A 25,974-nucleotide genomic window follows, 5' to 3' on the forward strand; every position below is an offset into this window, starting at 1 on the left:
GGCCCACTCCTGCGTCACAGGTTGATGCAAGCAACGAGCGGGACCGCAAAAGGTTTCAGCGCCCGCCTGCCGGATTGGGACTACTGGAGGATGGCGATGTCGGTGATCATGCCATCGACGCCTTCGATGGCGCCCCGGCTTTCGGCCGCTCCGGTTTCAAGATCGACGGTGAACAGTTCATTGTCGATGGTGAGATAGGCGGTGTTGGTCAGGTCCTCGGTCGAGGCAATGTCAAAGCCATAGGCCGAACCACCATCGACTCCGAGCTTGCCGATAGCGGCCAGCACGCCATCATTGGGCGAAATCTGCTGGATCAGCGCCACGATGGTCGCGTCGATGTCATACATCGCGGTCGCTTCGGGCTTGCCGATGGAATTGATGTAGGATGCGGCAACGATGGCGGGGGTCTCGCCGGCGTGCATGTCGGCATCCTCGTAGGCCAGCGAGCCATCGACTGTCACCATGCCATCATCGACATTGACGCGATGATTGGTGCCATCGAGCGACATCAGGCGCAGGCGGTCGGCCATCGGGTTGAAATCGACAATGGCGCCTTCGTAGCTTGGCAGCTTTTCCGAAAGCGTCGACTTGACGGTAGCCGCACCCGAGGCGGTGTCGATGGTGACGACCTCGCCGCCAAGGGTCACGCCGTAAAGCATCTTGTCGGCAGGACGCACATCGATGCCGGCCAGCGCATCGACGCCGGTGACGACCATGGTGCCCGACACGGCGCGTGTTTCGGTATCGAACATGATGAGCATCGTGCCGCCAACCAGGCCAACAGCGGGAGCGGCAAGGGCGGCGGATGTGGAGGCGGCGGCGCTTACAAGAAGGGCGGTGGCTGTCAGGGCCAGGCGTGCAGATGCAATCACGTCAGTTCTCCTCGGTTCGTGGCACGCCCTGAGGCGCACCACCAAATGGCTGTGACGAACATTCGTCGCCAACAGCTACGGGGAGACTGCGGGGGAAGTTTCGGTACCCTGACGACTAACGCAGCTTGAGGCTGGAAAGACCAATCAGCGCGAGAACGAAGGAGATGATCCAGAACCGGATCACCACCTGGCTTTCGGTCCACCCCAGATGCTCAAAGTGGTGATGGATCGGCGCCATGCGGAACACCCGCTTGCCCGTCAGCCGGAACGAGGTCACCTGGACGATGACCGACACTGCCTCCAGCACGAAGAGCCCGCCAATGATGGCCAGCACCAATTCGTGCTTGGTGGCCACGGCAATGGTGCCGAGCGCGCCGCCCAAGGCGAGCGAACCGGTATCGCCCATGAAAATCTGCGCTGGCGGCGCATTGAACCATAGGAAGCCCAGCCCGGCGCCAATCAGCGCCCCGCAGACCACCGCGAGCTCGGCCGTGCCGGGGACGGAATTGAGCAGCAGGTAGTCCGCGTAGTTCTGCGAGCCCACGAGATAGGCGATGAGGCCAAAGCAGGCTGCTGCCACCATCACCGGCACGATGGCGAGACCATCAAGCCCGTCGGTAAGATTGACCGAATTGCCCGCCGCGACGACGACGAAGCCGCCAAACAGGATGTAGAAATAGCCCAGGTTGAGGGCCAGGTCCTTGACGAACGGAAACAGCAGCGAAGTGCCATAGGACCCCGAAGCCAGCTGCGAAATGGCAAAAGCTGCAATACCGCCGATCAGCGCTTCAAGGATCAGCCGCTGCTTGGAGCCGAAGCCCGCATGGCTCATGCGCTTGACCTTGAGGTAGTCGTCGTAGAACCCGATGGCGCCAAAACCCACCGTGACGAACAGCACCACCCAGACATAGCCATTGGTCAGGTTCGACCAGAGCAGCGTGGAGATCACCGCGCCCGAAAGGATCATCAACCCGCCCATGGTGGGGGTGCCCTTCTTGGTCAGCAGGTGCCCGGCAGGTCCGTCTTCGCGGATCGGCTGACCCCGGCCCTGCCGGAGACGCAGCATGGCAATCATGCCTGGTCCGAACAGGAACACGAAGAACAACGCCGTCACCACCGCCCCGGCTGTACGGAAGGTGATGTAGCGGAAGACGTTGAATGCGGCGATCTGCTCACCGAGCTGGCCGAGGAAGTAGAGCATTTCTGTGTGCTACTCTGTTGGGTGTGTCAGCTCTGCGCAAAACGCGATTTGATTTCGGCAACGATACGCGAGAGCCCGACACCGTTGGACCCTTTGACCATAATAGCGTCGCCATAGGCAAGGTCGCCGATGATGACGTCCACGGCTTCCGCGACGGCCTGGAAATGGACGGCGACGATGCCGGACGGCAGATTTGCGGCCAGTGCTGCCATCTGCGAGCCGACCAGATAGACCCGCTCGGCACCGCTGTTTTTGACGGCGTCGGCCAGGCCCGCGTGCAGCGCGCCGGCCGCCGCGCCCAGTTCCAGCATATCGCCCAACACCAAGACCTTGCGGCCATCAGGCGCCCGGATGGAGGCAAACACGTCCAGCGCCGCGCCCATCGATGCGGTATTGGCATTATAGCTTTCATCGATCAGCAGCAGCGGCTTGTCCGAAGGCCCGAAGCTGAGCCGTTCGCCGCGCCCCGGTTGGGCGCCGAACCCGGCTAGTGACCGCAGGGCCACCGAAGCCTCGATCCCCGCCAGATGCGACACAGCCAGTGCAGCCGTCGCGTTTGAAAGCATGTGACGGCCGGACACGCCAAGAACCAGGGAATACGCCTGATCACCGCGCATGACGGTTGCAAAGCTGTGGTCGGCGGCCGTCTCGGGCTCCGTGATCTGCCAATCAACACCCCGCGCAAAACCATAGGTCACGATTTTTCCGATACCGGCAGCCGCTGCTGCCTCGAGCAGAATGGTGATCTGGGGGTGATCGGCGTTCAGCACCACGGTCCCGCCCGGCTCCACGCCATCAAAGATTTCCGCCTTGGCCCGAGCGATGTTTTCAAGACTGCCCAGCTTTTCCAGATGCGCCGCAGCGACATTGGTGATCACCGCCACGTGCGGGCGCACCAATTGGCTCAGGGGCCGGATTTCGTCGGGTGCATTCATGCCCATTTCAAACACGCCGAACTGGGCGCTTTCGGGCAGTCGTGCCAGCATCAGCGGCACGCCCCAGTGGTTGTTGAAGCTCTTGATCGAGGCATGCGTTTCCCCGGCCGCCTCGAAGACCAGCCTCAGCGCCTCCTTGGTGGTCGTTTTCCCCACGCTGCCGGTCACACCTACGACAAATGCGCGACTGCGCTGCCGGGCGGCGGCGGCCAGATCACGCAATCCCTCCAGTGCGTCGGCAACGACAATACGGCCATCGCCCGTCCCGCGACCTTCACTCACCAGCGCCGCAACTGCGCCATTACCCAAGGCCGTATCGACAAAATCATGCCCGTCGAAGCGGTCGCCCTTGATGGCGACGAACAGCGCGTCGGGACCAAGCTCGCGGGAATCGATGGAAATGGAATTGATAGTCGTGGCGCTGACGCCCTCAGCCCGCCCGCCGGTGGCAGCGAGGATGGCGTCGAGGGTGAAGAGGGGTTGAGTCATAAGGTTTTGCCGCGCATGAGATGCAACGCCCTCCCCGATGCGGGAAAGGTTGGGGTCGAGGGCCGTTTACAACGAAACATCGTGATCGACCACCGCTCCCACCAGGCCTCCCCATCCAGGGGGAGGCGTAGGACAGCGCGCGGCAGGTCAGTGACCTTATTTCTTGATCGCTTCGGCGACCACTTCATGGTCGGAGAAGTGGTGCTTGGTGGTACCGATGATCTGATAGGTCTCGTGGCCCTTGCCCGCGACCAGCAGCACGTCGCCGGACTTGAGTCCCTTGACGGCCTTTTCGATGGCCTGCTTGCGGTCGGCAATTTCAGTCGCCCCCTTGGCCCCGGCCAGCACCTCGGCGCGGATCGCCGCGGCATCTTCGGTGCGCGGATTGTCGTCGGTGACTATCACCACATCGGCAAGGTCGCTGGCAATTTCGCCCATTTGAGGGCGCTTGCCCTTGTCGCGATCACCACCACAGCCAAGCACCACATGCAGCTTGTTCTTGGCATAGGGCCGCAGCGTCTGCAGTGCGACGCGCAGGGCCTCGGGCTTGTGAGAATAATCGACGAAAATGGCGGCGCCATTATGCTCGGCCACCAGCTCAAGCCGGCCACGTGCACCCACCAATTCGGGCAACGCCGAAAAGGCATCGGCCTTGTCGACCCCGGCCGACATGGCCAGCGCCGCCGCAATCAGCGCATTGGAAACCTGGAACTCGCCCGGAATCTTGAGGTGGAAACTGACCCTCTCGCCAATGTGGCGCACTTCGACCCGCTGACCGTAGCCTTCCGGCTCGATCGAGAGAATTTCCATATAGGCGCCTTCACGCCCGACCGTGAGCAGCGTGGCGCTGGCCGAGAGGGCCGCGAACATGAACTGTTCGTGCTCGGGATCATCGACATTGACGATGGCCGCGCCGCCGTCGACCAGAAGGTCGGTGAACAGCCGCAGCTTGGCATTGCGGTATTCATCCATGTCCTTGTGGTAGTCGAGATGGTCACGGCTGAGATTGGTGAAGGCCACGGCCTCGAAATGCACACCGTCGAGCCGGCGCTGGTCCAGGCCATGGCTGGAGGCCTCGATGGCAACATGATCGACACCCTGCGCCTTAAGCGCGCGCATGGCCTGATGAAGCGTGCGCGAATCCGGCGTCGTCAGCGCGCCTTCGATGATCCGCTTTGAGGTTTCGATCCCCAGCGTTCCGATGCTGGAGCCCGGCACGCCGGCATGATCCCAGATCTGGCGCACGAAGGATGCCACCGAGGTCTTGCCGTTGGTGCCGGTCACCGCGACCAGAATTTCAGGCTGCGGCTCGAACACGCGGCTGGCAGCACGCGCATAGGCGGCGCGCACATCCTTGACGATGATCACCGGCACACCGGGATCGCCCGGAGGGGCGTGATCCGTCACGACCGCCAACGCACCACGCTGAACCGCATCGCTGACGAACTGATTGCCATGCACCTTGGCACCGGGAAGCGCGAAGAAAATATCGCCAGGCTCGATCCGACGGCTATCAGAGTTCAGCCCGAAGATGGCGCCAAGCCCCTTCTTGGGGCGGGCGCCTGAGCCTTCGAGCAGTTGGGTTACGCTAATGGACACGACGTCAAATCCTTCTGGATCGATCTAACGGAGAACGGGTGGAACAATTTGTTGGTCGATGGCTTCGCTGAAGTCAGGCGCGACGCCAAGCATGGGAGCTACGCGCTGGATGACGCGGCCGGAAATGGCGCCGGCGTTCCAGCCGGCCGTGGTCCCCGATTGCGGGTTCTCGGCCTTGGGTTCGTCCACCATGATGACCATGGCATAGCGCGGATTGTCGAGCGGGAACGCCGAGGCGAAAAAATTGGTGACCTTGCTGGACGAATAACGCCCGTCCACCACCTTTTCGGCGGTGCCGGTCTTGCCACCCGCCCGATAGCCCTGCGCGGCCTTGTTCATCTGCGAGCCGGAGCCTTCGAGGGCATTAAGGCGCATCAGATAGCGCATGGAATCGCTGGTTTCGGGGCTGATGACCCGCTCGTACAGCGCCTCGGCCTCGGCGATGTCGCGCTTGTAGAGCGTGGGCGCGATGTAGTTGCCGCCATTGGCGAAGGCAGCATAGGCGGTGACCATGTGCAGCGGCGACACCGACAGGCCGTGGCCGAACGACGCGGTGGCGGCTCCAACCTCGGAGAGTTCCTTGGGCACCGTGGGAACGCGCATTTCAGGCAGCTCGAAGTCAACGCGCTCGTCAAATTTCATGCGCCCCAGAAACGCGCGGAAATTGTCCTTGCCCAGCGTCTGCATGATGCGGATCGTGCCGATATTGGACGAGTACTTATAGACTTCGGGCAGCGTCAGGATGCGATGCTTGCCGTGGAAATCATCGATGGTGTAGCGCCCGAAACGGATGCCATAGCGCGCATCGAACTGGTCGGTTATGGCCACCGAACCACTATCGAGGGCACCGGCTATGGTCACGGTCTTGAAGATCGAGCCGGGCTCGAAGATGCCGGCGGTGATTCGATTAAAGCTGTCCTTGACCAGCGCTGTCGCTGGCTCGTTCGGATTGAAATCGGGCACCGAGGCAAGGGCAATGACCTCGCCGGTGTGGATGTCCATCATCACGCCCGCAGCAGCAATGGCCTGGTAGCGCGTCATCGCATCCACCAGCTGCTCGTGCATCACATGCTGCACCCGCATATCGACGGACAGCTCCACCGGCGTCAGCGCATTGCCACGCGCCAGGCCAAGGTCCTGCAATAGCGCCACGGACTCGCTGTCCATGTGGCGCTCGATGCCGGCAATGCCCTGGTTGTCCACATTCGTCGAGCCGAGCACATGCGCGGCCTCGTTCATGGCTGGGTAAAAACGCTTGGATTCGGTGATGAAATCGACGCCGGGAATGCCCAGTCGCATGACCGCGTCCTGAATTGCCGGCGTCAGCTCGCGCCGCACCCAGACAAAGCCCTGATCACCGCTCAGCCGGTTGCGCAGCCAGGTCTCGTCGAGATCGGGCAGCACCGAGCGCAGAGCGCTGACCGCCTCCTCGACATCGATGATCCGACGCGGTTCGGCATAGAGTGATGGCACGCGGATATCGACGGCCATTTCGAGGCCATTACGATCCAGAATGGGCGGGCGGGTCGCGGTAATGAGGTCGCGTGCCTGGCCCTCGATGGTCTGGTCGGTCTCAACCATGCCCAATTGCACCAGACGACCGCCGACCAGACCAAAGCCAAGCACCACGGCCAGGATCATCCAGCGAATGCGCGCCTGGGTCAGGTTGCCGCGCTGCTTGCGGGCGCCTTCGAGCGCAATGGTGGGGGCGAAATCTTCGGTAGCGACGGCCATTATTCGATCCCTTCCATCTGCAAGATGGCATCAATTGGGTCGATACCATCTGCAATGGCGGCAAAGAGCGCATCCATGCCCGCCGTGTCGGGCGCGACCGGGCGCATCGGCAGGCCGGCGAAGGACCCGAACTGCTGCTGCTGCACCGGCCCAATGGCCAGTTCGACCTGGTGGCGTTGCACAATGGGGTCGATATGACCGGGCTGGTTGAGCACCGCCCAGTCGGCCTTGAGCAGCGACAGCTGGCCTTCCTGATCATCGATCTGGGCGATGAGCGCCGTGCGTTCCGACGCAGTTCCCTCAATCGAGAACTTGAGCGCATAGACGCCTGCCAGCAGAGCGACCGAAGCAAACAGCAGGAAAATGTTGAGATTGCGGATCATGCGGCACCCCGGATTTGAGGAACGCCGAGGCCTTTGAGATCGACGGGGCGCGCCACTTCGCCGGTCCGTGTGCCGCTACGCAACACGGCGGAACGAGCCCGGGGATTGCGCGCCAGCTCGGCCGCACCGGATTTGACGGCCTTGGACACATGGCTCCAGCGGCGCGGCGCGACCTCGAGCTGCGGCAGGTGGCGCGAGGCGGCAGGGCCACCCTTTTCGGGATCGAAGAAGCGCTTGACGATGCGGTCCTCAAGCGAATGGAAGGCGACCACAGCGATCCGTCCGCCCTCGGTCAAAAGTCGCTCGGCCGCGAAGAGACCTTCGACCAGCTGATCAAACTCGCCATTGACGGCAATGCGCAGCGCCTGAAAGGAGCGCGTGGCCGGATGGGCGTCGCCCGGCTTGCGGCCAATGGCCTTCTCGATAATGCGCGCCAGCTCCAGCGTCGTCGTTATCGGCGCCTCCTCGCGCGCGGCAACGATGAACTGGGCGATGCGGCGGGACTTGCGCTCTTCGCCATAGGCATAGAGCAGATTGGCCAGATCCTCGGCATCAAGCTCGTTGACGAGGTCAGCGGCACTCGTCCCCGAGCGGCTCATGCGCATGTCGAGCGGCCCGTCGCGCATGAAGGAGAAACCGCGATCAGCCTGGTCAAGCTGCATCGAGGAAACGCCGATATCGAGGACGACGGCGTCAATTGGCCCATGGTCAGCGACCAGGGTATCCAGCTCGGAAAATGTGCCCGGCACGAAGGTGAAGCTCTGGGGGAAGGCCTGCTGCAGCGCCTCGACATGCGGGGCAACTGACGGATCGCGGTCGATACCGATGACCTTGGCACCCGCTTCGAGCAACGCTCGCGAATAGCCACCCGCCCCGAAAGTGCCATCGACAATGCGACAACCATCGACCGGCGAAAGGGCCGACAGCACTTCCTCCAGCAGTACGGGCACATGCGGACCGCCCGGAACATCGGTATCGGGCAGGGAACGCTTGCCCATATCCGCTACTACTCCACTCCGGCCAGAACGGGCCGGTTACATAAACTCGCTGCCGATCTTGCATGGCGACGCTTAAGATTCTGTTTCCCATTCGCGGTCGGTGCAAATGGCAACAATGTCGCCGAAAACCGCCTTTGGATTAATCTATGCATATTGCCCTTCGCGCAGGTTCGGGCGAAGAAGTCAGGCCACTCGAGGACCACCATGCCGATAACCAGCAAGACTTTTGTGCGGTCCACAGCCCTGCTGCTGCTTGTCGGCTTGCTGGCGCTGCTGGGCATCGTTGGCACGACGCTATGGCTGGGCGAGAGAACGCAGGTCTATTTCAACGAGGTGATCGAGGCGCGCGAGGCGCGGACTGCCACTGTTGATCTGCGCAACCTCCTCCAGGAAGCCATTGTCAACCAGCGTGGCTACATCATCACTCTCGATGAAGCCTATCTCGCCCGCTACCAAGCGGCCGTCCCGCCAATCGACGAACGACTGGCTGCGCTCGAAGCCATTCTGGCGCCTTATCCGCAGGCCGCCGAACCGGTGAACCAATTGCGCCAGGACATCGCCTTCAAGCTTTCTGAGATGGCGCGGATCGTTGGCCTGGTGCAGAGCGGGCAGAACCAGGAAGCGGAGGAAATCATCCGCGTTGATACAGCCAAAGAGGCGATGGACCGGGCAGGAGCGTTCTTTACCGGCCTGATCAACGCGGCCGACGCGCGCCTTGAACAGGGCGCCGCCGACCAGCGCGCCACAGCCGACCTCCTGCGCATCGTCTCCCTGGTTGGGGCCATCGTGATCTTTGCGGTCATTGGCGGCGCCATCTGGGCGGTTCTGAGCTACACCCAGGAATTGGCCAATGCCCGCCGCGCCGTCGAGGAGGCCAACTCGGGCCTGGAGGCGCGGGTCAAGGAGCGCACCGCCGATCTTGGCAAGGCCAATGAGGAAATCCAGCGCTTCGCCTATATCGTCACGCACGACCTTCGGGCGCCGTTGGTCAACATCATGGGCTTTACCGCGGAACTGGAAACCAGTGTCGGAGCGGTCAGATCCTATATGGAGGCACAGCCCCCGGCAGAAGCCGATCCGATTGCCGAAGAGGCGCGCCTCGCCGCAACCCAAGATCTGCCCGAGGCAATTACCTTCATCCGCGCCGCCACGCGCAAAATGGATGGGCTGATCAACGCCATTCTCAAGATTTCGCGCGAGGGCCGCCGCCGATTGAACCCCGAGCCGGTTGAGTTGAGCGAAGTCGCCGAAACGGGCGCCGCTGCCGTTCACCACCAGATATCCGAGAGCGACGGCGAGATCACCACCGACATTCGCGTCGGCAAGCTGATCACCGACCGCCTGTCGCTCGAGCAGATCCTGGGCAACCTGCTCGACAATGCTATCAAGTATCAGGAACCAGAACGCCCCCTGCGGGTTAGTATCAGGGCGCGCCATGTACCGGGCAATCGAGTGGTCATTGAAGTCGAGGACAATGGGCGTGGCATTGCCGACGCAGACCATGAACGCGTGTTCGAGCTGTTCCGGCGCTCAGGGTCGCAAACCAGTCCCGGTGAGGGCATCGGGCTGGCCCATGTCCGTACAATTGTACGCAGTCTGGGTGGCGACATTACCTTGACCTCCACTCTGGGTGAGGGCACCACGTTTATCATCAATCTGCCGCGCGACTCGCGCAGCTATCTGGGGAGTTTCGGCGCATGAACAATGCACGGCCCGTGACCATCATCATGGTCGAAGACGACGAAGGGCATGCCCGCCTCATCGAGAAGAATATCCGGCGCGCCGGCGTTGCCAACGAAATCGTGCCCTTCGCCAATGGCACCGACGCGCTCGCCTATCTGCTCGGGCCGGATGGTTCGGGACTGGCCAACAAGGGCCGGCAACTGCTGGTGCTACTCGATCTCAACCTGCCGGACATGACCGGCATCGACATCCTTGAGAAGGTCAAGAGCAACGAGCACACCAAGCGCTCGCCGGTCGTGGTCCTGACGACGACTGACGACCAGCGCGAAATTCAGCGCTGCTATGATCTGGGCGCCAATGTCTATATCACCAAGCCGGTGGACTACGAGGGCTTCGCCAACGCCATCAAGCAGTTGGGGCTATTCTTTTCGGTCATGCAGATCCCTGAGGCCGAATAGTCAAAAAATGCCGAGCCGCACGCCACATGTCCTCTACATTGACGACGATCCGGGCCTGTCTCGGCTCGTCGAGAAGGCCATGCTGCGCCGTGGTTATGTTTTCGAGCACGCCGCGACCGGCGAGGCCGGCCTGGAAATCATCCTGCGCGGTGGCGTCGATGTGGTCGCTCTTGACCACTACCTACCCACCGGAACCGGCCTTGACGTGCTCAAGGGCATGGAAGGCATGGAGGATCACCCTTCGGTCGTCTATTGCACCGGGTCCGAGGAGACGGCCATCGCCGTGGCCGCCCTGAAGTCTGGCGCGACTGACTTTGTGCCCAAGACGCTGTCCGAAGAATTCATGGAGTTGCTGGTCGCCTCCATCGATCACGCGATTGATCACGTGCGCCTCAACCGCGCCAAGGCCAAGGCGGAGCGCGAGGTCTATGAAGCGCGTGAGCGGGCCGAAATGCTGCTCGGCGAGGTCAATCACCGCGTCGCCAATTCGCTGGCCATGGTTGCCGCCCTTGTTGGTCTGCAGGCCAATGCCGTCGAGGACATCGAGGCCAAGCGTGCGCTCTCGGAGACGCAGGCCCGCATCCAGGCCATCGCCGGTGTGCATCGCCACCTGTACACCTCCGACGACGTCCGCACGGTGCAGGTGGGCGACTACCTCAACAGCCTCGTTGGCGAACTGGAAAACACGTTGCAGGCCGACGGACGAACAGCCAGCATCCGTGTCGAGGTCGAGGGCTTTCCCATGCCCACCGAGAAGGTCGCTTCACTCGGTGTCATCGTCACCGAACTGGTCACCAATGCCCTCAAATATGCCTATGTTGACCGCGCTCCGGGCGAAGTTCGCGTTCACATGAAGCGCGAAAGCAATCAGGTCCGCCTGACGGTGGAGGACGACGGCATCGGCTGGGGCGGCACCGGCCAGCCCCAGGGCACCGGCCTGGGGAGCCGTATCGTCAAGGCCATGGCGCATAGCCTCGAAGCCAGCGTCGCCTATGGCGAAGGGCCAGGCACGAAGGTGCTGGTCACCTTCGAGGCCTGATCGCCACGCGTTCGCAGACCCACTTGCCTCACCCCGCAATGTCCGCTGCATGCCCGGCGAGGCGCAGTGGAGCTTCGGCCACCGGCATCACCACCACGACATCGCCGGCCTTGGTCTCGGTTTCGACATAGCGATGCGCCTCAGCGATGCGGGCCAAGGGAAATGTCCTGTCGGTGACGGGGCGAACGGCCCCCTGTTCCAATAGAGCATTGAGAATTTCCAGGTCCCCACGCTTGTCGAGTTCAGGCCGCAGGCCGGTCGTTGCCAGCTTGCCGCGTTTACCGCCGCGCTGCCCACCGGTCAGCATCAGCCAGAAAATGCCCCAGCTTGGCACCGTGGTCAGATAGATCCCGCCCTGCTTGAGCGCCGCCGCGCTGCGAGCATGGCTCGACTTACCCACCGCGTCGAAAATCACATCAAAGCTGTCCCGCCGTCGGGTGAAGTCCTCTGCATGCCGGTCGATGAAATGGTCTGCGCCCAGCGCCCGCGCCAATGTCTCATGCCGTGCCGATGCCACCGCGGTCACCTCGGCTCCGAAATACCGCGCGAGTTGAATGGCCACGGCGCCAATACTGCTGCCCGCGCCATTGATCAGCACCCGATCACCCGGCTTGACCTTGCCTTCGTCACGGATGAACGGCATGGCGGTGAGATAGGCATAACTCAAGCCGCCAAGGGGCACGAGATCCTGCCCAGGGGGCGCCTTGACCATCGCCCCGGCCTCCTTGAGGCACGCGTATTCCGCCATGCCGCCCAAGTTGGCGCCCGCCGACCCATGAACCCGGTCGCCAACGGAAAACTGCGTCACCTTCGGACCGACTGCCGCGACCACACCGGCGATATCATCACCAAGCACGTCGATCTTCGGGCGGAACAGTCCGGCAAACAGGCGAACGATGAACGGGTCGGCCTTTCGAAAGGCACAGTCAGCGAGGGTGACAGTGCTGGCATGCACCTGAACCAGCACCTCATCGTCCCCTGGAACGGGAGTCGGACGTTCCTGAATAGTGATGACCTCCGGGCCACCATAGCGCCTTTGCGCGGCAACTTTCATTTGGTTTCACTCCATGCTGTGGGCGTGCACGGTCGATGACCGCAAAGTGCCCAAACGTCCTGATCGGTTCGATTATTGATTTGCAGTCAGGCCTGATCCGGCCCGGGCGGCACCCACTGGAACACTTCCACCAGGGGCACGCCGAAGGCATGAGCGATGCGGAAGGCCACTTCCAGCGAGGGCGAATAACGGCCCTGCTCGATGGCGACGATGGTCTGGCGCGTTACCCCAACCTGCTCTGCCAGAGCCGCCTGGGTCATCTCCCCGGCGTGAAAACGCAGGGTGCGAATATTGTTGGTGACGTTCGGTTGTCCCTTCCCCATGGCACTACATCGTCCGGTAGTAATAGAGCTCGGAAAGGGCATTGATGGTGCCACCCACAACCGGGGCCACGAACAGCGCATAGATCGCCAGATTGGCGTCAACGCCCAACGCCAGCGGGATCAGCGCCAGCGCCGCGAGGATCGAAGTTGCGATGCCGCTGTTGCGCAGGCTGCGCGCAGCAACCGCATGGTCGCGTTCGTCGGCCGGCTCGTCACGCAGCTCAGCGCCCTGCGCAATGGAGACCAGGATCGCGCCGATGATCGTCCCAAAAATGTTGAACCCGATCATCCCGCCGACCGCCCAGAGCAGTTTTGTGGCAACTTCGGCCGTCGTGCCGGTGGCGCCGCCATTAAGGGCGTCCCAACCCAGCCAACCGCCGATGGCCACTACACCGAGCAATTGCACGCCGGCCATCATCTCTTTGAACGTCATTTCGGTGCACTCCCGTTTGCCTCAACGGAACAAGTATGCCAAAGCCGACATCATGTCAATTAATTCATACACGATGTCGTAAAGTCCATTCACCGTCGGATTTCTGGGGCTGACCTGGAGGATGAAACCATGCTCGAAAAAGCAACGGCCGGGAAAGGTCCCGGCCGCTTGTCTTGATCAGGTGCCGCTGACGCGGGCGATGCGCTCGGGTGGCGTTCGGCGCTCTGCGAATTCCTTCGGGTCGAAGGTGCGGTCGCCCTTGTCGTCGCGGATGCGGGTGGGCAGGCCGATCTTGCCGAGCAGGTCGATGAACGGCACGGGCGGCAGTTCCTCGACATTGACCATGCGATGGCAATCCCACTCGCCCCTGGCAATCAGCATGGCCGCTGCAATGGCGGGCACGCCAGCCGTGTAGGAAATCGCCTGGCTGTTGGTTTCAGCAAAGGCCTCTTCGTGGTCCGCCACATTGTAGACCAGCAGTTCGGTCTCGACACCGTCACGCACGCCCTTGACCAAATCACCGATGAAAGTCTTGCCGGCATAATCCGGCGCCAGCGACATCGGGTCGGGCAGGACGGCCTTCACGACCTTGAGGGGCACGACTTCAAGGCCCTCGGCAGTCACGACTGGCTTTTCAGAGAGCAGGCCAAGCGTGTTGAGCACCGTAAAGACATTGATGTAGTGCTCGCCAAAGCCCATCCAGAAACGAATGTTGGGCACATCCAGATTGGCCGAGAGCGAATGCACTTCGTCATGGCCGGTGAGATAGGTGGTGTGCGACCCCACGACCGGCAGGTCGTCGGTGCGCTTGACCTCGAACATCTTGTTGGCGGTCCACTGGCGCTCCTGCCAACTCCACACGGTGCCAGTAAATTCGCGGAAGTTGATCTCAGGATCGAAATTGGTGGCGAAGTAGCGGCCATGGCTGCCGGCATTGACATCGATGATGTCGATGCTCTCGATGCGGTCGAAATAGGCATTGGCGGCCAGCGCCGCATAGGCATTGACCACGCCCGGATCAAACCCGGCGCCGAGAATGGCCGTGACGCCCTTGCGCTCGCATTCCTCGCGCTGCTTCCACTCGTAATTGCCATACCAGGGCGGCGTCTCGCATACCTTGGTGGGGTCCTCGTGGATGGCCGTGTCGATATAGGCAACGCCCGTGTCGATACAGGCGCGCAGGACGCTCATATTGAGGAAAGACGACCCCGCATTGAGGACGATCTGACTCTTGGTCCGACGGATCAAGGCCTTTGTCGCCTCGACATCCATGGCGTCGAGCTGGTGGGCGGCCAGAATACCCGGGCGCTTGAGCGCCTTTTTATCCAGTATGCCGGCGACCAGCGCCTCGCATTTGGACATGGTGCGGGAGGCAATGTGAATGTCTCCAAGCACATCATTGTGCATTGCTGCCTTATAGGCAGCGACCTGCGCGACACCTCCGGCGCCGATAATCAAAACGTTCTTCTTCAATTGGCACGAAACACCTTTGTAACGGGTGGCTGGGACAGCCATGTTTATGACAGGCTGGCGACATAGTCGGCATAATCGAAACTTTGCACAAGTTCGACGTCGCCGTTTTTCCTGCGAATGGCTATAGCGGGCATCGCCACGCCATTGAACCAGTTTTTCTTCACCATGGTATATCCCGCTGCATTGAGCAGCGAGATCCGGTCGCCAACAGACAGTGGCGCGGGGAAATCGAAGTCCCCGAAGATGTCACCGGCAAGGCAGGATTTGCCGGCGATCTGGTAGTGGTGGGGGCCGGTATTGGGCGCCACCGAGCCGCTTTCGCGATAGACGAGGAGGTCCAGCATATGGGCCTCGACGGCACTATCGACAATGGCCACGGCCTTGCCGTTTTCGATCACGTCCAGCACCGAGACCTCAAGCGTGGTCGTATCGGTGACCACGGTATCACCGGGTTCGAGATAGACCTGCACATCGAACTTTTCGGCAAAGGCCCGGAGCCGCGCAGCAAGACCGTCGATGTCGTAGCCAGGCTTGGTAAAATGGATGCCGCCGCCCAGGCTCACCCATTCAAGCCGCATCAGCAGGTCGCCGATGCGGGTCTCAATAGTGTCGAGCAACTCGGAAAACGCGACGACCGAGTCGTTTTCGCAATTGCAATGCAGCATGAAGCCAGAGACGCGATCCATCACGGCTTCGACCCGCGCCCGCTCGCTTTCACCGAGCCGGCTGAACTGTCGTGCGGGATCGGCGAGGTCGAAGTGGGAATGGCTGACGCCCGGATTGACGCGCAGACCAATCGGCAGGTGCGCCGCCTTGTCCTCGAAACGCTCAAGCTGACTGACCGAGTTGAAGATGATCTTGTCGGCATTGGCCACGGCTTCATCGATCTCGCCGTCCGACCAGGCCACCGAATAGGCATGGGTTTCGCCGCCGAATTTCTCGCGCCCGAGTTTCAGTTCATTGAGCGAGGACGATGTGGTGCCGTCCATATGGGGCGCAATCTGGGGGAAGGTCGACCAGGTGGCAAAGCACTTGAGCGCCAGCAGGCACTTGGCGCCCGAGGCTGCGCGGAGCTGGTCCACCCGCTCCAGATTGCGCGCCAGGGCATTCTCGTCGATCAGATAATAGGGAGTAGCCAGGGGCATCGCGCGGACTTCGTCTCCATAAGCGTGTGCCCGCCGGAATGCGGCGGAGGAAAGCTGGACGGTTTAGCGATCCCCTCCGTCATGATCAAGTACCGCAAACGACGCGGCCCCCGAAGCTAGGCTTCAGGGGCACAATCCCGCCGGACATACGGCGGGATCAGCGGTCAATCGTCGTCGGTGGTATCGAGCAGCGACTTGGCCACGCCCCCGCACAGGGCCTCGCTGGTGTATTTGCAGGCCGTCTGGGCGGCAAAGGCCGGTGCAGCAATGCCGGCGACCAGGGTCAGGGCGATGAGTGCGGCAATGATCTTTTTCATGAAAGGCTCCGTGTTGAAGTGAACGAACGGGAGCTTGCCACTGCGCACATTGCGTCAGCATTGCCGGCAGATGTCACTTGCTTGCCGCAGCATTAAACGTTTGTCATCAAACGGAAAGTCACCGAAATATCAACGCCAGTTGACCTGTAAGCCGGGTTCTGTAGGGCCGCGTTGCCGCGACGTGGTGACCATTCATCTGAGACGGCTGTTGCCAGCGCGCTCTTGCAACCAACCCGGATGATCTGGCCTCGAAACAGGCTGGGCCGAAGCCCGCGTCATCCCTATTTGGTCTTGCTCCCGGTGGGGTTTACCGTGCGGCTTCTGTCGCCAGACGCCCGGTGCGCTCTTACCGCACCCTTTCACCCTTACCCCGTCGAGACGGGGCGGTTTACTTTCTGTGGCACTTTCCCTGGGGTCGCCCCCGGCGGCTGTTAGCCGCCACCGTGTTTCGATGGAGCCCGGACTTTCCTCCAGCGGACAGTTACCCATCCGCCAGCGGTCACCCGGTCAACTGGCGCGGCCTATGTGCGCGAGCCTGGGTCCGCCGTCAAGTGAGCAGCGGCTGCACCTTGGGCTTGGTAATGGCCTGATAGGCGATATTGATGGCCGACATGCGCGCCGTAGCCACGTCAATCAAGTCCTCCGGCACGCCCTTGGCGATCAGCCGGTCGGGATGATGCTCGGACACCAGCAGCCGATAAACCCGCCGCACTTCCTCGGGCGGCGCATCATGGCTGAGGCCAAGTACCGTATAGGGATCGACACCGTCTTCGAGCATCACGTGCTGGGCCGCGATCTGTTCGAACCGCGCATCGTCGAACCCGAAGATCGCGCTGACGTCGCGTAGATAATCGAGCTCGGCCTCGTGCACGAGACCATCGGCAGTGGCGATAAAGAACAGGCTATCGAGCACATGTTCCAGCGTATCAGGCGTGTCCGAGAAAAACCGCGCCACCTTGCGGGCATAGGCGTCGTAGCCGGAGACATCCTGCTTGGCGAGGTTGAAGAGCCGTTCGACCTGCGGCTCGCTGCCCTTGGCGATTTCGACCGTGGCGTTGAAGGCCCGCACTTCCGAAGCCGTCACCGCGCCATCGGCCACCGCCATCTTGGCCGAAAGGGCAATCAGCGCCAGCGTGAAGGCTGCATCGCGCCCGCCCGGCAGCCAGCTGTCGGGATCAAGAATATTGGCGACCTGACCAGCAACGCCAGTGCGCTGCGAAAACGATCCGAGAAACTGGGCCAGTTTCTGCCAAACGTCGCGATTGTCTTCGGCCTTGCGGACGCAACACAGCATTTTGCGCTCTTCATCTACCCATCGGGCCACAAGGACTACCCTCTTCGGCGGCCAGGGTCCATGACCAGATCAGCATGGTCGCCCTGCTGGTCACTCAAACGAATAATAGCGGTCCTCATAGGCTCTGGGAAAGCGCTGTGACCGATTGCTCCGGTTGGGGCCCTCGTCGAGGAAGAAGCCGTCGCCATCGTAGTCGGGTGAGACCGGCTGGCTTTCATCCTGGCGGCTGGCGAGAAATTCCGAGAGCGGCCCACTTTCCCAATCCTCGAGATCGACGGCGGTGATTACCGGCCCTTGCGTGTCGATGACAAGAGGCGGACGAGCGACAGCTTGCACCTGAGGACGCGAGGCAGGGCGCTCCGATACCGGGGTCGGGAATGTGACAATACGGGTCCGCGGCAGTGCTGCCACGACCTGCGGCTCCGGGGTGATCACGGTCTCGGCGGGCTGCACCGGCTTGGCCACGCTGGCCGGCTCAACCGGCGCTGCGGTTCCGCCACCCGTTATATAGCTGGGCAGCGAGCGACCGGACTGAAGGAAACTATCGACCGCGTCAGCGCCCGGCACGCGCGGCGTCGCGGTCGCGGTTTGCACCGGATCAGGATCAGGCGTGGGGGCCGACGCCGGTTGCGGCGTGGGCTGTGCTGGCGTGACGGCCGGCTCTACCGCGGGCGTGTCGGCCACGATAACCGGCTTTGGCCTTTGCGCCGCGGGGGTCGGCAGGCTTGGCGCGACCGTCTCCTCGATGTCCACCACGGCCACATGGGGGGCTGCTGGCGGCGCGAACTGGCGCAATGCGGCATCGGCAGCCGGAATGGCAATGACTACAAAGGCACCGGCCCAGGCAAGGCCATTGGCGATACGGCGATCAATCGGCATAGACTCAGACTTCCAACATGTTCCGCCCGAGGCCGGGACATCGCCCCTTTTCATGGCCACAATATGAAGGGCGGTTCCGCCAATCCTGGACCAGCCAGCCTGAACGCCACCTGAACGGACGCTGTCCTAGGGTCGACGCCCCAAAAGCCGCGCCAGCGCCAACACCAGATTGGAGCGGTTGAGCGTATAGAAATGGAACTCGGTGACGCCCTCGTCGAGCAATTCGGTGACCTGCTCGGCCGCCACGGCAGCGGCAACCAGCGCGTGGGTCTCGGGATCGTCCTCCAGCCCCTCGAAGCGCTCCGCCAGCCAGGCAGGTATCGAGGCACCACAGCGCGACGCAAAGCCCGAAATCTGCTTGAAGGAGTGGATCGGCTGTATACCCGGCACGATGGTCGCGGTAACGCCGGCTTTCTGCGCTCGCTCGACATAGCGCAAATAGTCGGCGTTCGAGAAAAACATCTGGGTAATGGCGCGGTTGGCACCGGCATCGATCTTGCGCTTGAGATTGTCGATATCGGCGTCCCAATCCGCACTTTGCGGGTGCTTTTCTGGATAGGCAGCGACCGAAATATCGAAATCCCCCTGTCTGCGGATGCCAGCGACTAGGTCGGCCGCGTTCTGATATCCCTCTGGGTGCGGAGTGAACGGCTGGCCCACCCCTTCCGGCGGGTCACCGCGCAATGCCACGATGCTGTTGACGCCAGCCTGCTTGTAGCCGCGCACCACTTCATCAACCTCGTCGCGGGTCGCACCTACGCAGGTCAGGTGCGCCGCTGCAGCGACGCCGGTATCCGAGGTGATGCGGCTGACCATGCGCAGGGTCCGCTCGCGCGTCGAGCCACCAGCACCATAGGTGACCGAGACAAAACGCGGGCTCAGGGGCGCCAGCTTGGAGATGCTGTCCCAGAAGCGCTCTTCCATCGCGTCGGTCTTGGGCGGAAAGAATTCGAAGGACAGCTGCAATTCGGGACGCTGGTGGGCGGTCTTGCGGCTGGCGCGCAGATTGTCGTCAAGCATTACTCTGTTCCGTCGTGTTGCGGTCACCCAGGTGCCAGAGGCACACCGTCAGGCCGCGATCTTTGGTGTCGCTGGGAAATTCGCGCATCGAGAGCACTTCAAGCCCCGCAATGGCCGCCCAGCCGTTCATCTGTTCCTGCGACAGTCCCAGACGCCGATGGGCGTGTTCACTGCGCAGGAATTCGAGGTCATGCGGGGCAAAATCCACGATGAGGATTTCCCCGCCCGATTTGAGCAGGCGCCGGGCCTGCGCCAGCATTCGGCCCGGATCGTCGAAATAGTGCAGCACCTGGTGGATGACCACGACATCGGCTGGACCAATGGCCGGGTCGAGCGCCGCGATATCGCCCAGCCGCACCTGGGCGTGTGATACTTTCGATGCGGCAAGGCGCGAGCGCGCTACCGCCAGCATTTCCCGGCTGGCATCGATGCCAACGCCGCGCATATAGGCCGGGGCCAGCACTTCGAGCATGCGTCCGGTGCCCGTGCCCAGATCGACCAGAAGATCAACGCTGCGCCCGCCCAATTCAGCCAGCACCGCCGCCTCGACAGCCGCCTCGGGCACATGCAGGGTCTTGAGCAAGTCCCAGCTTTTGGCGACTTTGGCAAAATAGGCGGCGGCCAGCGCCTGCTGTTCAGCGCGGGCCTCGGTCTGTCGCATCCGGTCGCGCTGGCGCTCAGGATCGTTGGGATCAATGCGCGCGGTCAGCCAACGCGCCAGATTGGCCCCCTGCCCGTCCGGCGCCAGCCGGTAATAGGCCCAGGCCCCTTCGGCGTGGCGCTGCACCAGGCCCGCATCGGCCAAAAGCTTCAAATGTCGCGAAACGCGCGGCTGGCTCTGATCAAGGATTTCGGTGAGGTCCTTGACCGAATGATCGCCGTCGGCCAGAAGCGCGAGCAGACGCAGGCGGGTGTCCTCACCCGCTGCCTTCAGCACCCCGACCAATTCACTCAATCCGCTCATCGCGCCCTCAGATATAAAGATATCTTTATATCTAATTTGAGGACGGGGTCCAGCCTATTTTCAGGCATACTTTCGCGCCGCCCGGCCCTGGGGCCTACGGTGACACGGTGAAAAGCGGCTTTCGCCCCGAAGGTTTTAGTAAAGAAGAGGCGAAAGCCGCTTCCCACGATCGGGATTTGTGACGCATGCATCGAGCGGCCCCCTTGCAGGTTGTTGCCCCGGATCACGGAATGGATACGCCCGACGGTAATCTGCCGGTGGGGCCTCGCGATGGCGCTTGGTCCCGATCTCAAGCCGTGCCGCCGACAACTGGCCGGTGGTCAGCATACACGCCCCCGCCCCGGCGACCCGGTGCGGCCCGTCTCCCCACCCGATGCTTCGTCGGCATCGCGTGTTGCCGGTGGGGATGAGCGGAGTATGGGGGATGGTTGAGGGGCGGGGATAAGTCTCACAAGCCCTGCTCGTCCTCGAAGGCTCAGAGATAAGCGCTCACCATCACCGAACGGAGCGCGAAGTGTGGGCCAATAGGATCACCGGCAGGATGCCGATGGCGACGATGATCAGCGCGGCAAGCGCCGCATCCTCATAGGTTCCGCGGGCGGCCTCGCCATAGAGCAGCGTGGCCAGGCTCTCGAAATTGAGCGGGCGCAACAGCAGAGTCGCCGGCAATTCTTTCATGCAATCGACAAAGACCAGCAGCCCGGCAGCCGTGAGGGCCGGGCGCGACAACGGCAGGTGGACGCGCAAGAGCGTTCCGGTGGAAGACTGGCCCAGCGTGCGCGAGGCGTGATCAAAGGCCGGCGGGATGCGGCTCAGTCCCGCATCAATCCCACCGGCCGAAATTGCAAGGAACCGTGCCGCATAGGCATAGACGAGCGCCGCACCGGAGCCGAGCAGCAGCAAGCCCCCGGGCAATCCGGTCAGGGATTGCCACTGGCTGCTCAAGGTGCGGTCGAAGGCGGCAACAGGCACCAGAATGCCGATGGCCAGAACCGTTCCGGGCACAGCATAGCCCAGTGACGCGACCCGCATGGCGGTGGCCGACCAGCCCCCGGCGTGCAGGCGCGCGGCATAGGCAACAGCAAAGCCCAAGACCAGGATGACCAGCGTCGCCATGGCAGACATGCTGACGGTATTGACCGTGGCACGCACCAGGCTCGCGGAAAGCCCCGCAAACTCCAGGCGCTTGACGGCCGCAACAATCAGATAAAGCGCAGGACCGGCAAATCCGATCAGGATCGGCGCTGCACCCAGTGCCAGGGCGATCAAAGCTGGAAGTCCCTTGAGCGGTTGACGCGGCATCGACCGCGAGCTTTGCGCATTGGCGGCGAACCGCTGGTCCCGTCGCGCCCAACGCTCGAGCATGACCAGTGCCAACACCATGGCCAGCATGCCCATGGCGATCTGGCTGGCGCCGGCCAGGTCGGTCCGCACGATCCAGGTGGTGTAGACTGCCGCCGTCATGGTCCTGACGCCCAGAAACTGCGACGCGCCGACGTCGTTGAGCACTTCCATCAGGGCCAAAGAGACGCCCACGGCGATGGCCGGGCGCGCCATGGGCAGCGCCACGCGCCAGAAAATGCCGGAGCGCGGCACGCCAAGCGTCCGAGCAGCCTCGACCACGTTTGCCGTCTGGGCCAGGAACATCGCCCGGGCCGTCAAATAGACATAGGGGTAGAGGACGAACCCGAAAACCAGAATGGCGCCCCACATCGAGCGGATGTCGGGCAAGCGGAACTCGCGCGGACTCGAATAGCCCAGCACCCAGCGCACCACGCCCTGCACCGGACCAAGCGGGCTCAGAATATCGAGATAGGCATAGGCCATGATATAGGCCGGAACGGCGAGCGGGAGCAGCAGCGCCCATTCGAGAACACCCCTGCCCCGGAAATCATAAGCCGAAACAATCCAGGCGGCGCCGGTTCCCACCAGCATGGCGATGATTCCGCTGCCAACCAGCAGCACAAAGGTATTCCAGGCCGCCTGGGGCAGGACATGGGCCAGGACATGCCCCCAAAGCGAGCCGGTGTCGGCCAGCGCGATGAATGCAATTGCAGCTATCGGCAGCAGTGCGAAAGCCGCCGTGACACCTGCCACGACGGCCCAAAGACTGATCCTGATGTTCGGCCTGGCAGGCAGCCGGCCGGCGGTATGATCTGCCATGGAAAACTGCGGCGCCCTGAGGCGCCGCATCACGATCCTAGTTGCCGAAGGTGTCGAAATTGACCTCGTCCACCAGCTCACTGGCGCGCGCCCGGAACGGCAGCACATCGCTCAGCGACTGGGAATCCGGCTGCAGGTCACCGAAGGCGGCGATGATCGGGTGGACCGTCGCTGTCTCGGACACCGGGTATTCGAAATTGGCTTCGGCGTAGAGCTTCTGGGCGTCGTCCGAGACCAGATATTCCAGCAGTTGCACGGCCTCGTCGCGATTGGGCGCATGCGCTGCCACGGCTGCACCGCTGACATTGACCAGCGTGCCGCCGCCCTCGAACGTGGGCAGCAGGACCTTGACCGCATCCGACCAGGCCTTCTGTTCGTCGCCACCGGCGCCGCTGGCCATCAGGCCGAAATAGTAGGAATTGGCAACGGCGATGTCGCACACGCCGGCTGCAATATCGCGGGCGCCGTCACGGTCGCCACCGGCCGCAGCGCGCGCCTGGTTGGCCTTGATGCCTTCCAGCCAGGTCTTGGTGGCCTCTTCGCCGTAGCGCGCCATATAGGCCGCGAACAGAGCGGTGTTGTACGGGTGCTGGCCCGAACGGATGCAGAGCTTGCCGCGGAACTGCTCATCGTCCAGCTGCTCATAGGTGATGCTGTCGAGGTCCAGCTCCTTGGCGGCATAGACCACGCGCGCCCGACCGGACAGGGCGAACCAGCGACCATCCGCATCCCGCAGCGAGGCCGGCACAGTCGATTCCAGCACGTCGGAATCCACGGCCTGGGTTACACCGGCATCCACCAGATCGATCAGCGCGCCAAAATCGACGGCCATCAGCAGATCGGCCGGCGAGCTGTCGCCTTCGGCCTGAACGCGCTCGATCAGGCCGCTTTCGAGAAATACTGTGTTGACGGCAATGCCGGTCTCGGCCGTGAACGCGTCGAGCAGCGGCTGGATGAGACCAGGCTCGCGCGTCGTGTAGATGTTGACCTCCTGCGCAATGGCCGGCATCGCCGCACCCAGAGCCACCAGGCTCGTGACGCAAATGGTTCGGAAAACGTGTCGCATGCTGATTCCCTTATTAACTGACTTCGAATGCGCGGGAGGCCCTGACGCGGCGCTCATGGGGCGCAAAAGTCATAGTAGAGGCGCGATGTCAAGTTATACCGAACAAGCTTAGAATGACTCTAAGCTACTGATTATGCTAAACAATCAATCCTGCGCATCGTCGTCAGGAAAAACCATGACCTGACGGGCGTTTACTTGCAGAAAGACCTCGTCGCCGGGGCGAACGTCATGACGGGCAGTGCCGCGCATGATCAGCGGGGCGGTCAGCCCTTCCACGGCCAGCGACAGCTCCTCCAGCTCACCCAAAACGGATCGCTCGATGACCCGCGCGCTGATTCCGGTGGCGGCCAGCGATATCGCCTGTGGGCGCAACAGCACTTTTGGCACACCCTCCTTGAGGGCCGGCGCCGGAAAGCGTCCCAGCGGCGTCTGCAGGCCTTCGGCGGACGATGTCGCGGGAATGGTGTTAATGCGCGAAAAAAACGAGGCGGCATAGGCCGTCCACGGCGCGTCATACATGCGCTCGCCGCTACCGGCCTCGACCAGCCGGCCCTTCTTCATCAGGGCAACCATGTCCCCGATTGCCAGAGCCTCTTCGGGATCATGGGTGACGACCACGGCGGTCATGCCCAGGTCACGCACAATCGACATGGTTTCCAGCCGCACCTTGTCGCGCAGGCCACGGTCCAGATTGGAAAAAGGCTCGTCCATCAACAAAAGCCGCGGGCGTGGCGCCAGGGCGCGGGCCAGGGCCACGCGCTGTTGCTCACCACCGGATAGCATATGCGGATACCGGTCTGCCAACGCGCCAATGCCGATGCGCTCGATGATATCGGCAACGCGCAGGTCGCGTTCAGACCGGGCGAGGCCGGACAGACCAAAGCCGATATTGGCGCGCACGCTGAGATGGGGAAACAGGGCATAGTCCTGGAACATGAAGCCGACATGGCGATGCTCGGGCTGCACAAAGACACCGTGACCGGATACGGGGACCCCGTCGATCAATATGCTGCCGTGATCCAGCGTCTCAATGCCGGCAATGGACCTGAGGAGCGTGGACTTGCCGCACCCCGAATGTCCGACCAGGCACACGGTCAGCCCCTCGCCCACTTCCAGGGACACATCCTGCAAGGCAGCGACATCGCCGAAGTGACGGGTGACACCGTCCAGCACAAGCATGGATTTGGCAGAGTTCATGCCTGCTAGTGGCGGTGACAGCCGTATATTGTCAAGATGGAGCAGCCAACAGTCTCAGGCAGTCTGACGATCTTCGCCCATGGCGCGCTTGCGGAAGGAGTGGGCACGCCAGAGTTCGAAGATGTTCTTGGCGTCGTCCATGTCCAGCGCCTCAAAGCGCGAGAGGACCATTTTCTTTTCGGCATCGCTGGGCAGGTCGCGCCAGGGCAAGGTAGCGGCGATGGCCTCGAACAGGTCCGGCGTCATGCCCGAAGCGCGCAGCGCCACGATGACGGCGACATAGTCCTGGCCGGCCAGCCACTTGACCACGATTTCCGGGCCAACCTGGAGCATGACCGCAATGGCGGCCGCGGCATGGTGGCCATAGCCGAAGCGGGCGAAACGAGCCAGCGCCCGGTCATTGAGCTGCTTGCGATCGGCCAGACCCTTGACCTGGTTATAGGCAACCTTCCACTCCTGCGCGTTGAAGCCGGCGCGGTTGCGGATGCGATTGTAAACGACAGTATTGATCTTGCCGGCGGCAATCGGATCAACGTGGCGATCCATATTGCCGAGCGTTTCCAGCACCTTGCCAGCGACAGTATCGATCTCGCCGCGGAGCGATTTCCAGTCGATGTCTGTACGGCCACGCAGGTCGGCGGCAATTTCGGCGTCCTGGGTGGCGCGATGCACGAGCTTCTCGAGCGTGGCGCGGTCGAACTCGGCCTTGGGATTGCGCACCAGGCGCACGACAGACGCGGTCTGGCCATGCTCGACCAGCGCTTCACCGACCCGCTCGGTCAGCGTGGCGCGGCTGGCAATGGCGACGCGGTGATCTTCACTCTGGCGGGTGATGATATCGATGAGATCGTCATCGCTCAGCACATTGGAGAACTCGAGCAGCGGGCGCGCCACCTCGATGGTGTCGTTGGCAAGCTTGACCAGAACGGTGCCCGGCGCGCGTTCCAGCGGGGCGAGCAGCTTGGCGACATGCACCCGCGCCTCGACCTCGACCAGCTCGGCCAGCTGGCACAGCACCTCATCATACTGGGCGACCTGATCGTCGTCGCAGCGATCCGACACATAGCTGAAAAGCTGCGCCGTGGTGCGGAACAGTTGCTCACGCTCAAACTGGTTGTCCTCACCATTGAGAACGCGGAAATTCGCGAATGCCCGGTGGCCTTCTTCGAACTCGGTCATGGGTCGATTCTCCCGGCTTCTGCCGCACTGTGTCGGGACAGAGTGACCTCCACATGCTTGTGGGGCCTGAAGCGGG

The 25,974-nt window shown here is 62.6% G+C and carries 24 protein-coding genes and 1 other RNA gene; 3 read left to right on the forward strand and 22 right to left on the reverse strand.

Annotated features, from left to right (window positions below):
- Window positions 1-80 precede the first annotated feature (80 nt).
- The 7 genes from NIM87_RS09040 to rsmH form a co-directional block, all read right to left on the reverse strand.
- Entirely contained in the window at window positions 81-869 is a 789-nt protein-coding gene (locus NIM87_RS09040) for a DUF4394 domain-containing protein (RefSeq protein ID WP_456298719.1), read from the reverse strand.
- 118 nt (window positions 870-987) lie between these two features.
- Window positions 988-2,073 carry a phospho-N-acetylmuramoyl-pentapeptide-transferase gene (mraY, locus tag NIM87_RS09045; protein ID WP_254674336.1) on the reverse strand — a complete coding sequence of 362 codons (1,086 nt, stop codon included), beginning with the start codon at window positions 2,071-2,073 and terminating at the stop codon, window positions 988-990.
- 26 nt (window positions 2,074-2,099) lie between these two features.
- The gene (locus NIM87_RS09050; RefSeq protein WP_254674337.1) at window positions 2,100-3,497 is read right to left on the reverse strand and encodes a UDP-N-acetylmuramoyl-tripeptide--D-alanyl-D-alanine ligase; all 1,398 of its coding nucleotides are present in this window, start codon (window positions 3,495-3,497) and stop codon (window positions 2,100-2,102) included.
- A gap of 156 nt (window positions 3,498-3,653) precedes the next feature.
- Window positions 3,654-5,096 carry a UDP-N-acetylmuramoyl-L-alanyl-D-glutamate--2,6-diaminopimelate ligase gene (locus NIM87_RS09055; RefSeq protein ID WP_332017515.1) on the reverse strand — a complete coding sequence of 481 codons (1,443 nt, stop codon included), beginning with the start codon at window positions 5,094-5,096 and terminating at the stop codon, window positions 3,654-3,656.
- Window positions 5,097-5,120: 24 nt separating this feature from the next.
- On the reverse strand, window positions 5,121-6,830 hold the full coding sequence (locus tag NIM87_RS09060) for a peptidoglycan D,D-transpeptidase FtsI family protein (RefSeq protein ID WP_254674338.1): 1,710 nt from the start codon (window positions 6,828-6,830) through the stop codon (window positions 5,121-5,123).
- Window positions 6,830-7,213 carry a cell division protein FtsL gene (gene ftsL, locus NIM87_RS09065; protein WP_254674339.1) on the reverse strand — a complete coding sequence of 128 codons (384 nt, stop codon included), beginning with the start codon at window positions 7,211-7,213 and terminating at the stop codon, window positions 6,830-6,832. Before ftsL ends, NIM87_RS09060 begins: the two co-directional genes overlap by 1 nt.
- Entirely contained in the window at window positions 7,210-8,211 is a 1,002-nt protein-coding gene (rsmH, locus tag NIM87_RS09070; RefSeq protein ID WP_254674340.1) for a 16S rRNA (cytosine(1402)-N(4))-methyltransferase RsmH, read from the reverse strand. The genes ftsL and rsmH overlap by 4 nt, the downstream gene beginning before the upstream one ends.
- Window positions 8,212-8,415: 204 nt before the next feature.
- On the opposite strand from rsmH, the gene NIM87_RS09075 reads away from it, so the two are divergent.
- The 3 genes from NIM87_RS09075 to NIM87_RS09085 are packed head-to-tail and all read left to right on the forward strand — an operon-like array spanning window position 8,416 to window position 11,391.
- Window positions 8,416-9,912 (forward strand): sensor histidine kinase, encoded by a 1,497-nt coding sequence (locus NIM87_RS09075; protein ID WP_254674341.1) that lies wholly within the window; start codon window positions 8,416-8,418, stop codon window positions 9,910-9,912.
- Entirely contained in the window at window positions 9,909-10,352 is a 444-nt protein-coding gene (locus tag NIM87_RS09080) for a response regulator (protein ID WP_254674342.1), read from the forward strand. The genes NIM87_RS09075 and NIM87_RS09080 overlap by 4 nt, the downstream gene beginning before the upstream one ends.
- Window positions 10,353-10,359: 7 nt before the next feature.
- The gene (locus tag NIM87_RS09085) at window positions 10,360-11,391 is read left to right on the forward strand and encodes a histidine kinase dimerization/phosphoacceptor domain -containing protein (RefSeq protein WP_254674344.1); all 1,032 of its coding nucleotides are present in this window, start codon (window positions 10,360-10,362) and stop codon (window positions 11,389-11,391) included.
- Window positions 11,392-11,419: 28 nt separating this feature from the next.
- Here the strand turns inward: NIM87_RS09085 and NIM87_RS09090 are convergent, their stop codons facing one another.
- The 15 genes from NIM87_RS09090 to NIM87_RS09160 all read right to left on the reverse strand — a co-directional run bounded on the left by NIM87_RS09090 (window position 11,420) and on the right by NIM87_RS09160 (window position 25,898).
- Window positions 11,420-12,445 carry an NAD(P)-dependent alcohol dehydrogenase gene (locus NIM87_RS09090; RefSeq protein WP_254674345.1) on the reverse strand — a complete coding sequence of 342 codons (1,026 nt, stop codon included), beginning with the start codon at window positions 12,443-12,445 and terminating at the stop codon, window positions 11,420-11,422.
- 86 nt (window positions 12,446-12,531) lie between these two features.
- A complete protein-coding gene (locus tag NIM87_RS09095) occupies window positions 12,532-12,768 on the reverse strand; it encodes a helix-turn-helix transcriptional regulator (RefSeq protein ID WP_254674346.1) in 237 nt (78 codons plus the stop codon).
- Window positions 12,769-12,772: 4 nt separating this feature from the next.
- Window positions 12,773-13,201 carry a hypothetical protein gene (locus NIM87_RS09100; RefSeq protein ID WP_254674347.1) on the reverse strand — a complete coding sequence of 143 codons (429 nt, stop codon included), beginning with the start codon at window positions 13,199-13,201 and terminating at the stop codon, window positions 12,773-12,775.
- A 177-nt stretch (window positions 13,202-13,378) separates the two neighbouring features.
- Window positions 13,379-14,674, reverse strand: a complete 1,296-nt coding sequence (locus NIM87_RS09105; protein WP_254674348.1) for a saccharopine dehydrogenase family protein — start codon at window positions 14,672-14,674, stop codon at window positions 13,379-13,381.
- 44 nt (window positions 14,675-14,718) lie between these two features.
- Window positions 14,719-15,819 carry a carboxynorspermidine decarboxylase gene (locus tag NIM87_RS09110; protein ID WP_254674349.1) on the reverse strand — a complete coding sequence of 367 codons (1,101 nt, stop codon included), beginning with the start codon at window positions 15,817-15,819 and terminating at the stop codon, window positions 14,719-14,721.
- A 164-nt stretch (window positions 15,820-15,983) separates the two neighbouring features.
- The gene (locus NIM87_RS09115; protein ID WP_254674350.1) at window positions 15,984-16,136 is read right to left on the reverse strand and encodes a hypothetical protein; all 153 of its coding nucleotides are present in this window, start codon (window positions 16,134-16,136) and stop codon (window positions 15,984-15,986) included.
- 131 nt (window positions 16,137-16,267) lie between these two features.
- Window positions 16,268-16,651: RNase P RNA component class A (rnpB, locus tag NIM87_RS09120), an RNA gene on the reverse strand.
- Window positions 16,652-16,683: 32 nt separating this feature from the next.
- The gene (locus NIM87_RS09125; protein WP_254674351.1) at window positions 16,684-17,430 is read right to left on the reverse strand and encodes a J domain-containing protein; all 747 of its coding nucleotides are present in this window, start codon (window positions 17,428-17,430) and stop codon (window positions 16,684-16,686) included.
- Window positions 17,431-17,520: 90 nt separating this feature from the next.
- Window positions 17,521-18,309, reverse strand: a complete 789-nt coding sequence (locus tag NIM87_RS09130) for a hypothetical protein (protein ID WP_254674819.1) — start codon at window positions 18,307-18,309, stop codon at window positions 17,521-17,523.
- Between the two features lie 126 nt (window positions 18,310-18,435).
- Entirely contained in the window at window positions 18,436-19,329 is an 894-nt protein-coding gene (gene metF / locus NIM87_RS09135; protein ID WP_254674352.1) for a methylenetetrahydrofolate reductase [NAD(P)H], read from the reverse strand.
- A complete protein-coding gene (locus NIM87_RS09140; RefSeq protein WP_254674353.1) occupies window positions 19,322-20,293 on the reverse strand; it encodes an ArsR/SmtB family transcription factor in 972 nt (323 codons plus the stop codon). Before NIM87_RS09140 ends, metF begins: the two co-directional genes overlap by 8 nt.
- A gap of 495 nt (window positions 20,294-20,788) precedes the next feature.
- On the reverse strand, window positions 20,789-22,456 hold the full coding sequence (locus NIM87_RS09145) for an ABC transporter permease (RefSeq protein WP_254674354.1): 1,668 nt from the start codon (window positions 22,454-22,456) through the stop codon (window positions 20,789-20,791).
- 37 nt (window positions 22,457-22,493) lie between these two features.
- Window positions 22,494-23,465 (reverse strand): extracellular solute-binding protein, encoded by a 972-nt coding sequence (locus NIM87_RS09150; protein ID WP_254674797.1) that lies wholly within the window; start codon window positions 23,463-23,465, stop codon window positions 22,494-22,496.
- 201 nt (window positions 23,466-23,666) lie between these two features.
- Window positions 23,667-24,719 (reverse strand): ABC transporter ATP-binding protein, encoded by a 1,053-nt coding sequence (locus NIM87_RS09155; protein WP_254674355.1) that lies wholly within the window; start codon window positions 24,717-24,719, stop codon window positions 23,667-23,669.
- 54 nt (window positions 24,720-24,773) lie between these two features.
- On the reverse strand, window positions 24,774-25,898 hold the full coding sequence (locus tag NIM87_RS09160; RefSeq protein WP_254674356.1) for a DUF2336 domain-containing protein: 1,125 nt from the start codon (window positions 25,896-25,898) through the stop codon (window positions 24,774-24,776).
- Window positions 25,899-25,974: the final 76 nt, after the last annotated feature.

Origin of the sequence: Devosia ureilytica (assembly GCF_024273195.1) — a bacterium.
GTDB classification, from domain to species: Bacteria; Pseudomonadota; Alphaproteobacteria; order Rhizobiales; family Devosiaceae; genus Devosia; species Devosia ureilytica.

Bases quoted from the DNA above. Each gene is read 5' to 3' on its own strand.
- NIM87_RS09160 (WP_254674356.1), bottom strand. From the start codon at position 25,898: ATGACCGAGTTCGAAGAAGGCCACCGGGCATTCGCGAATTTCCGCGTT.
- NIM87_RS09060 (WP_254674338.1), bottom strand. From the start codon at position 6,830: ATGGCCGTCGCTACCGAAGATTTCGCCCCCACCATTGCGCTCGAAGGC.
- ftsL (WP_254674339.1), bottom strand. From the start codon at position 7,213: ATGATCCGCAATCTCAACATTTTCCTGCTGTTTGCTTCGGTCGCTCTG.
- NIM87_RS09090 (WP_254674345.1), bottom strand. From the start codon at position 12,445: ATGAAAGTTGCCGCGCAAAGGCGCTATGGTGGCCCGGAGGTCATCACT.
- NIM87_RS09140 (WP_254674353.1), bottom strand. From the start codon at position 20,293: ATGAGCGGATTGAGTGAATTGGTCGGGGTGCTGAAGGCAGCGGGTGAG.
- NIM87_RS09130 (WP_254674819.1), bottom strand. From the start codon at position 18,309: ATGCCGATTGATCGCCGTATCGCCAATGGCCTTGCCTGGGCCGGTGCC.
- rsmH (WP_254674340.1), bottom strand. From the start codon at position 8,211: ATGGGCAAGCGTTCCCTGCCCGATACCGATGTTCCGGGCGGTCCGCAT.
- NIM87_RS09095 (WP_254674346.1), bottom strand. From the start codon at position 12,768: ATGGGGAAGGGACAACCGAACGTCACCAACAATATTCGCACCCTGCGT.
- mraY (WP_254674336.1), bottom strand. From the start codon at position 2,073: ATGCTCTACTTCCTCGGCCAGCTCGGTGAGCAGATCGCCGCATTCAAC.
- NIM87_RS09075 (WP_254674341.1), top strand. From the start codon at position 8,416: ATGCCGATAACCAGCAAGACTTTTGTGCGGTCCACAGCCCTGCTGCTG.
- NIM87_RS09085 (WP_254674344.1), top strand. From the start codon at position 10,360: ATGCCGAGCCGCACGCCACATGTCCTCTACATTGACGACGATCCGGGC.
- NIM87_RS09125 (WP_254674351.1), bottom strand. From the start codon at position 17,430: ATGCTGTGTTGCGTCCGCAAGGCCGAAGACAATCGCGACGTTTGGCAG.
- NIM87_RS09145 (WP_254674354.1), bottom strand. From the start codon at position 22,456: ATGGCAGATCATACCGCCGGCCGGCTGCCTGCCAGGCCGAACATCAGG.
- metF (WP_254674352.1), bottom strand. From the start codon at position 19,329: ATGCTTGACGACAATCTGCGCGCCAGCCGCAAGACCGCCCACCAGCGT.
- NIM87_RS09100 (WP_254674347.1), bottom strand. From the start codon at position 13,201: ATGACGTTCAAAGAGATGATGGCCGGCGTGCAATTGCTCGGTGTAGTG.
- NIM87_RS09150 (WP_254674797.1), bottom strand. From the start codon at position 23,465: ATGCCGGCCATTGCGCAGGAGGTCAACATCTACACGACGCGCGAGCCT.
- NIM87_RS09080 (WP_254674342.1), top strand. From the start codon at position 9,909: ATGAACAATGCACGGCCCGTGACCATCATCATGGTCGAAGACGACGAA.
- NIM87_RS09110 (WP_254674349.1), bottom strand. From the start codon at position 15,819: ATGCCCCTGGCTACTCCCTATTATCTGATCGACGAGAATGCCCTGGCG.
- NIM87_RS09050 (WP_254674337.1), bottom strand. From the start codon at position 3,497: ATGACTCAACCCCTCTTCACCCTCGACGCCATCCTCGCTGCCACCGGC.
- NIM87_RS09155 (WP_254674355.1), bottom strand. From the start codon at position 24,719: ATGAACTCTGCCAAATCCATGCTTGTGCTGGACGGTGTCACCCGTCAC.
- NIM87_RS09115 (WP_254674350.1), bottom strand. From the start codon at position 16,136: ATGAAAAAGATCATTGCCGCACTCATCGCCCTGACCCTGGTCGCCGGC.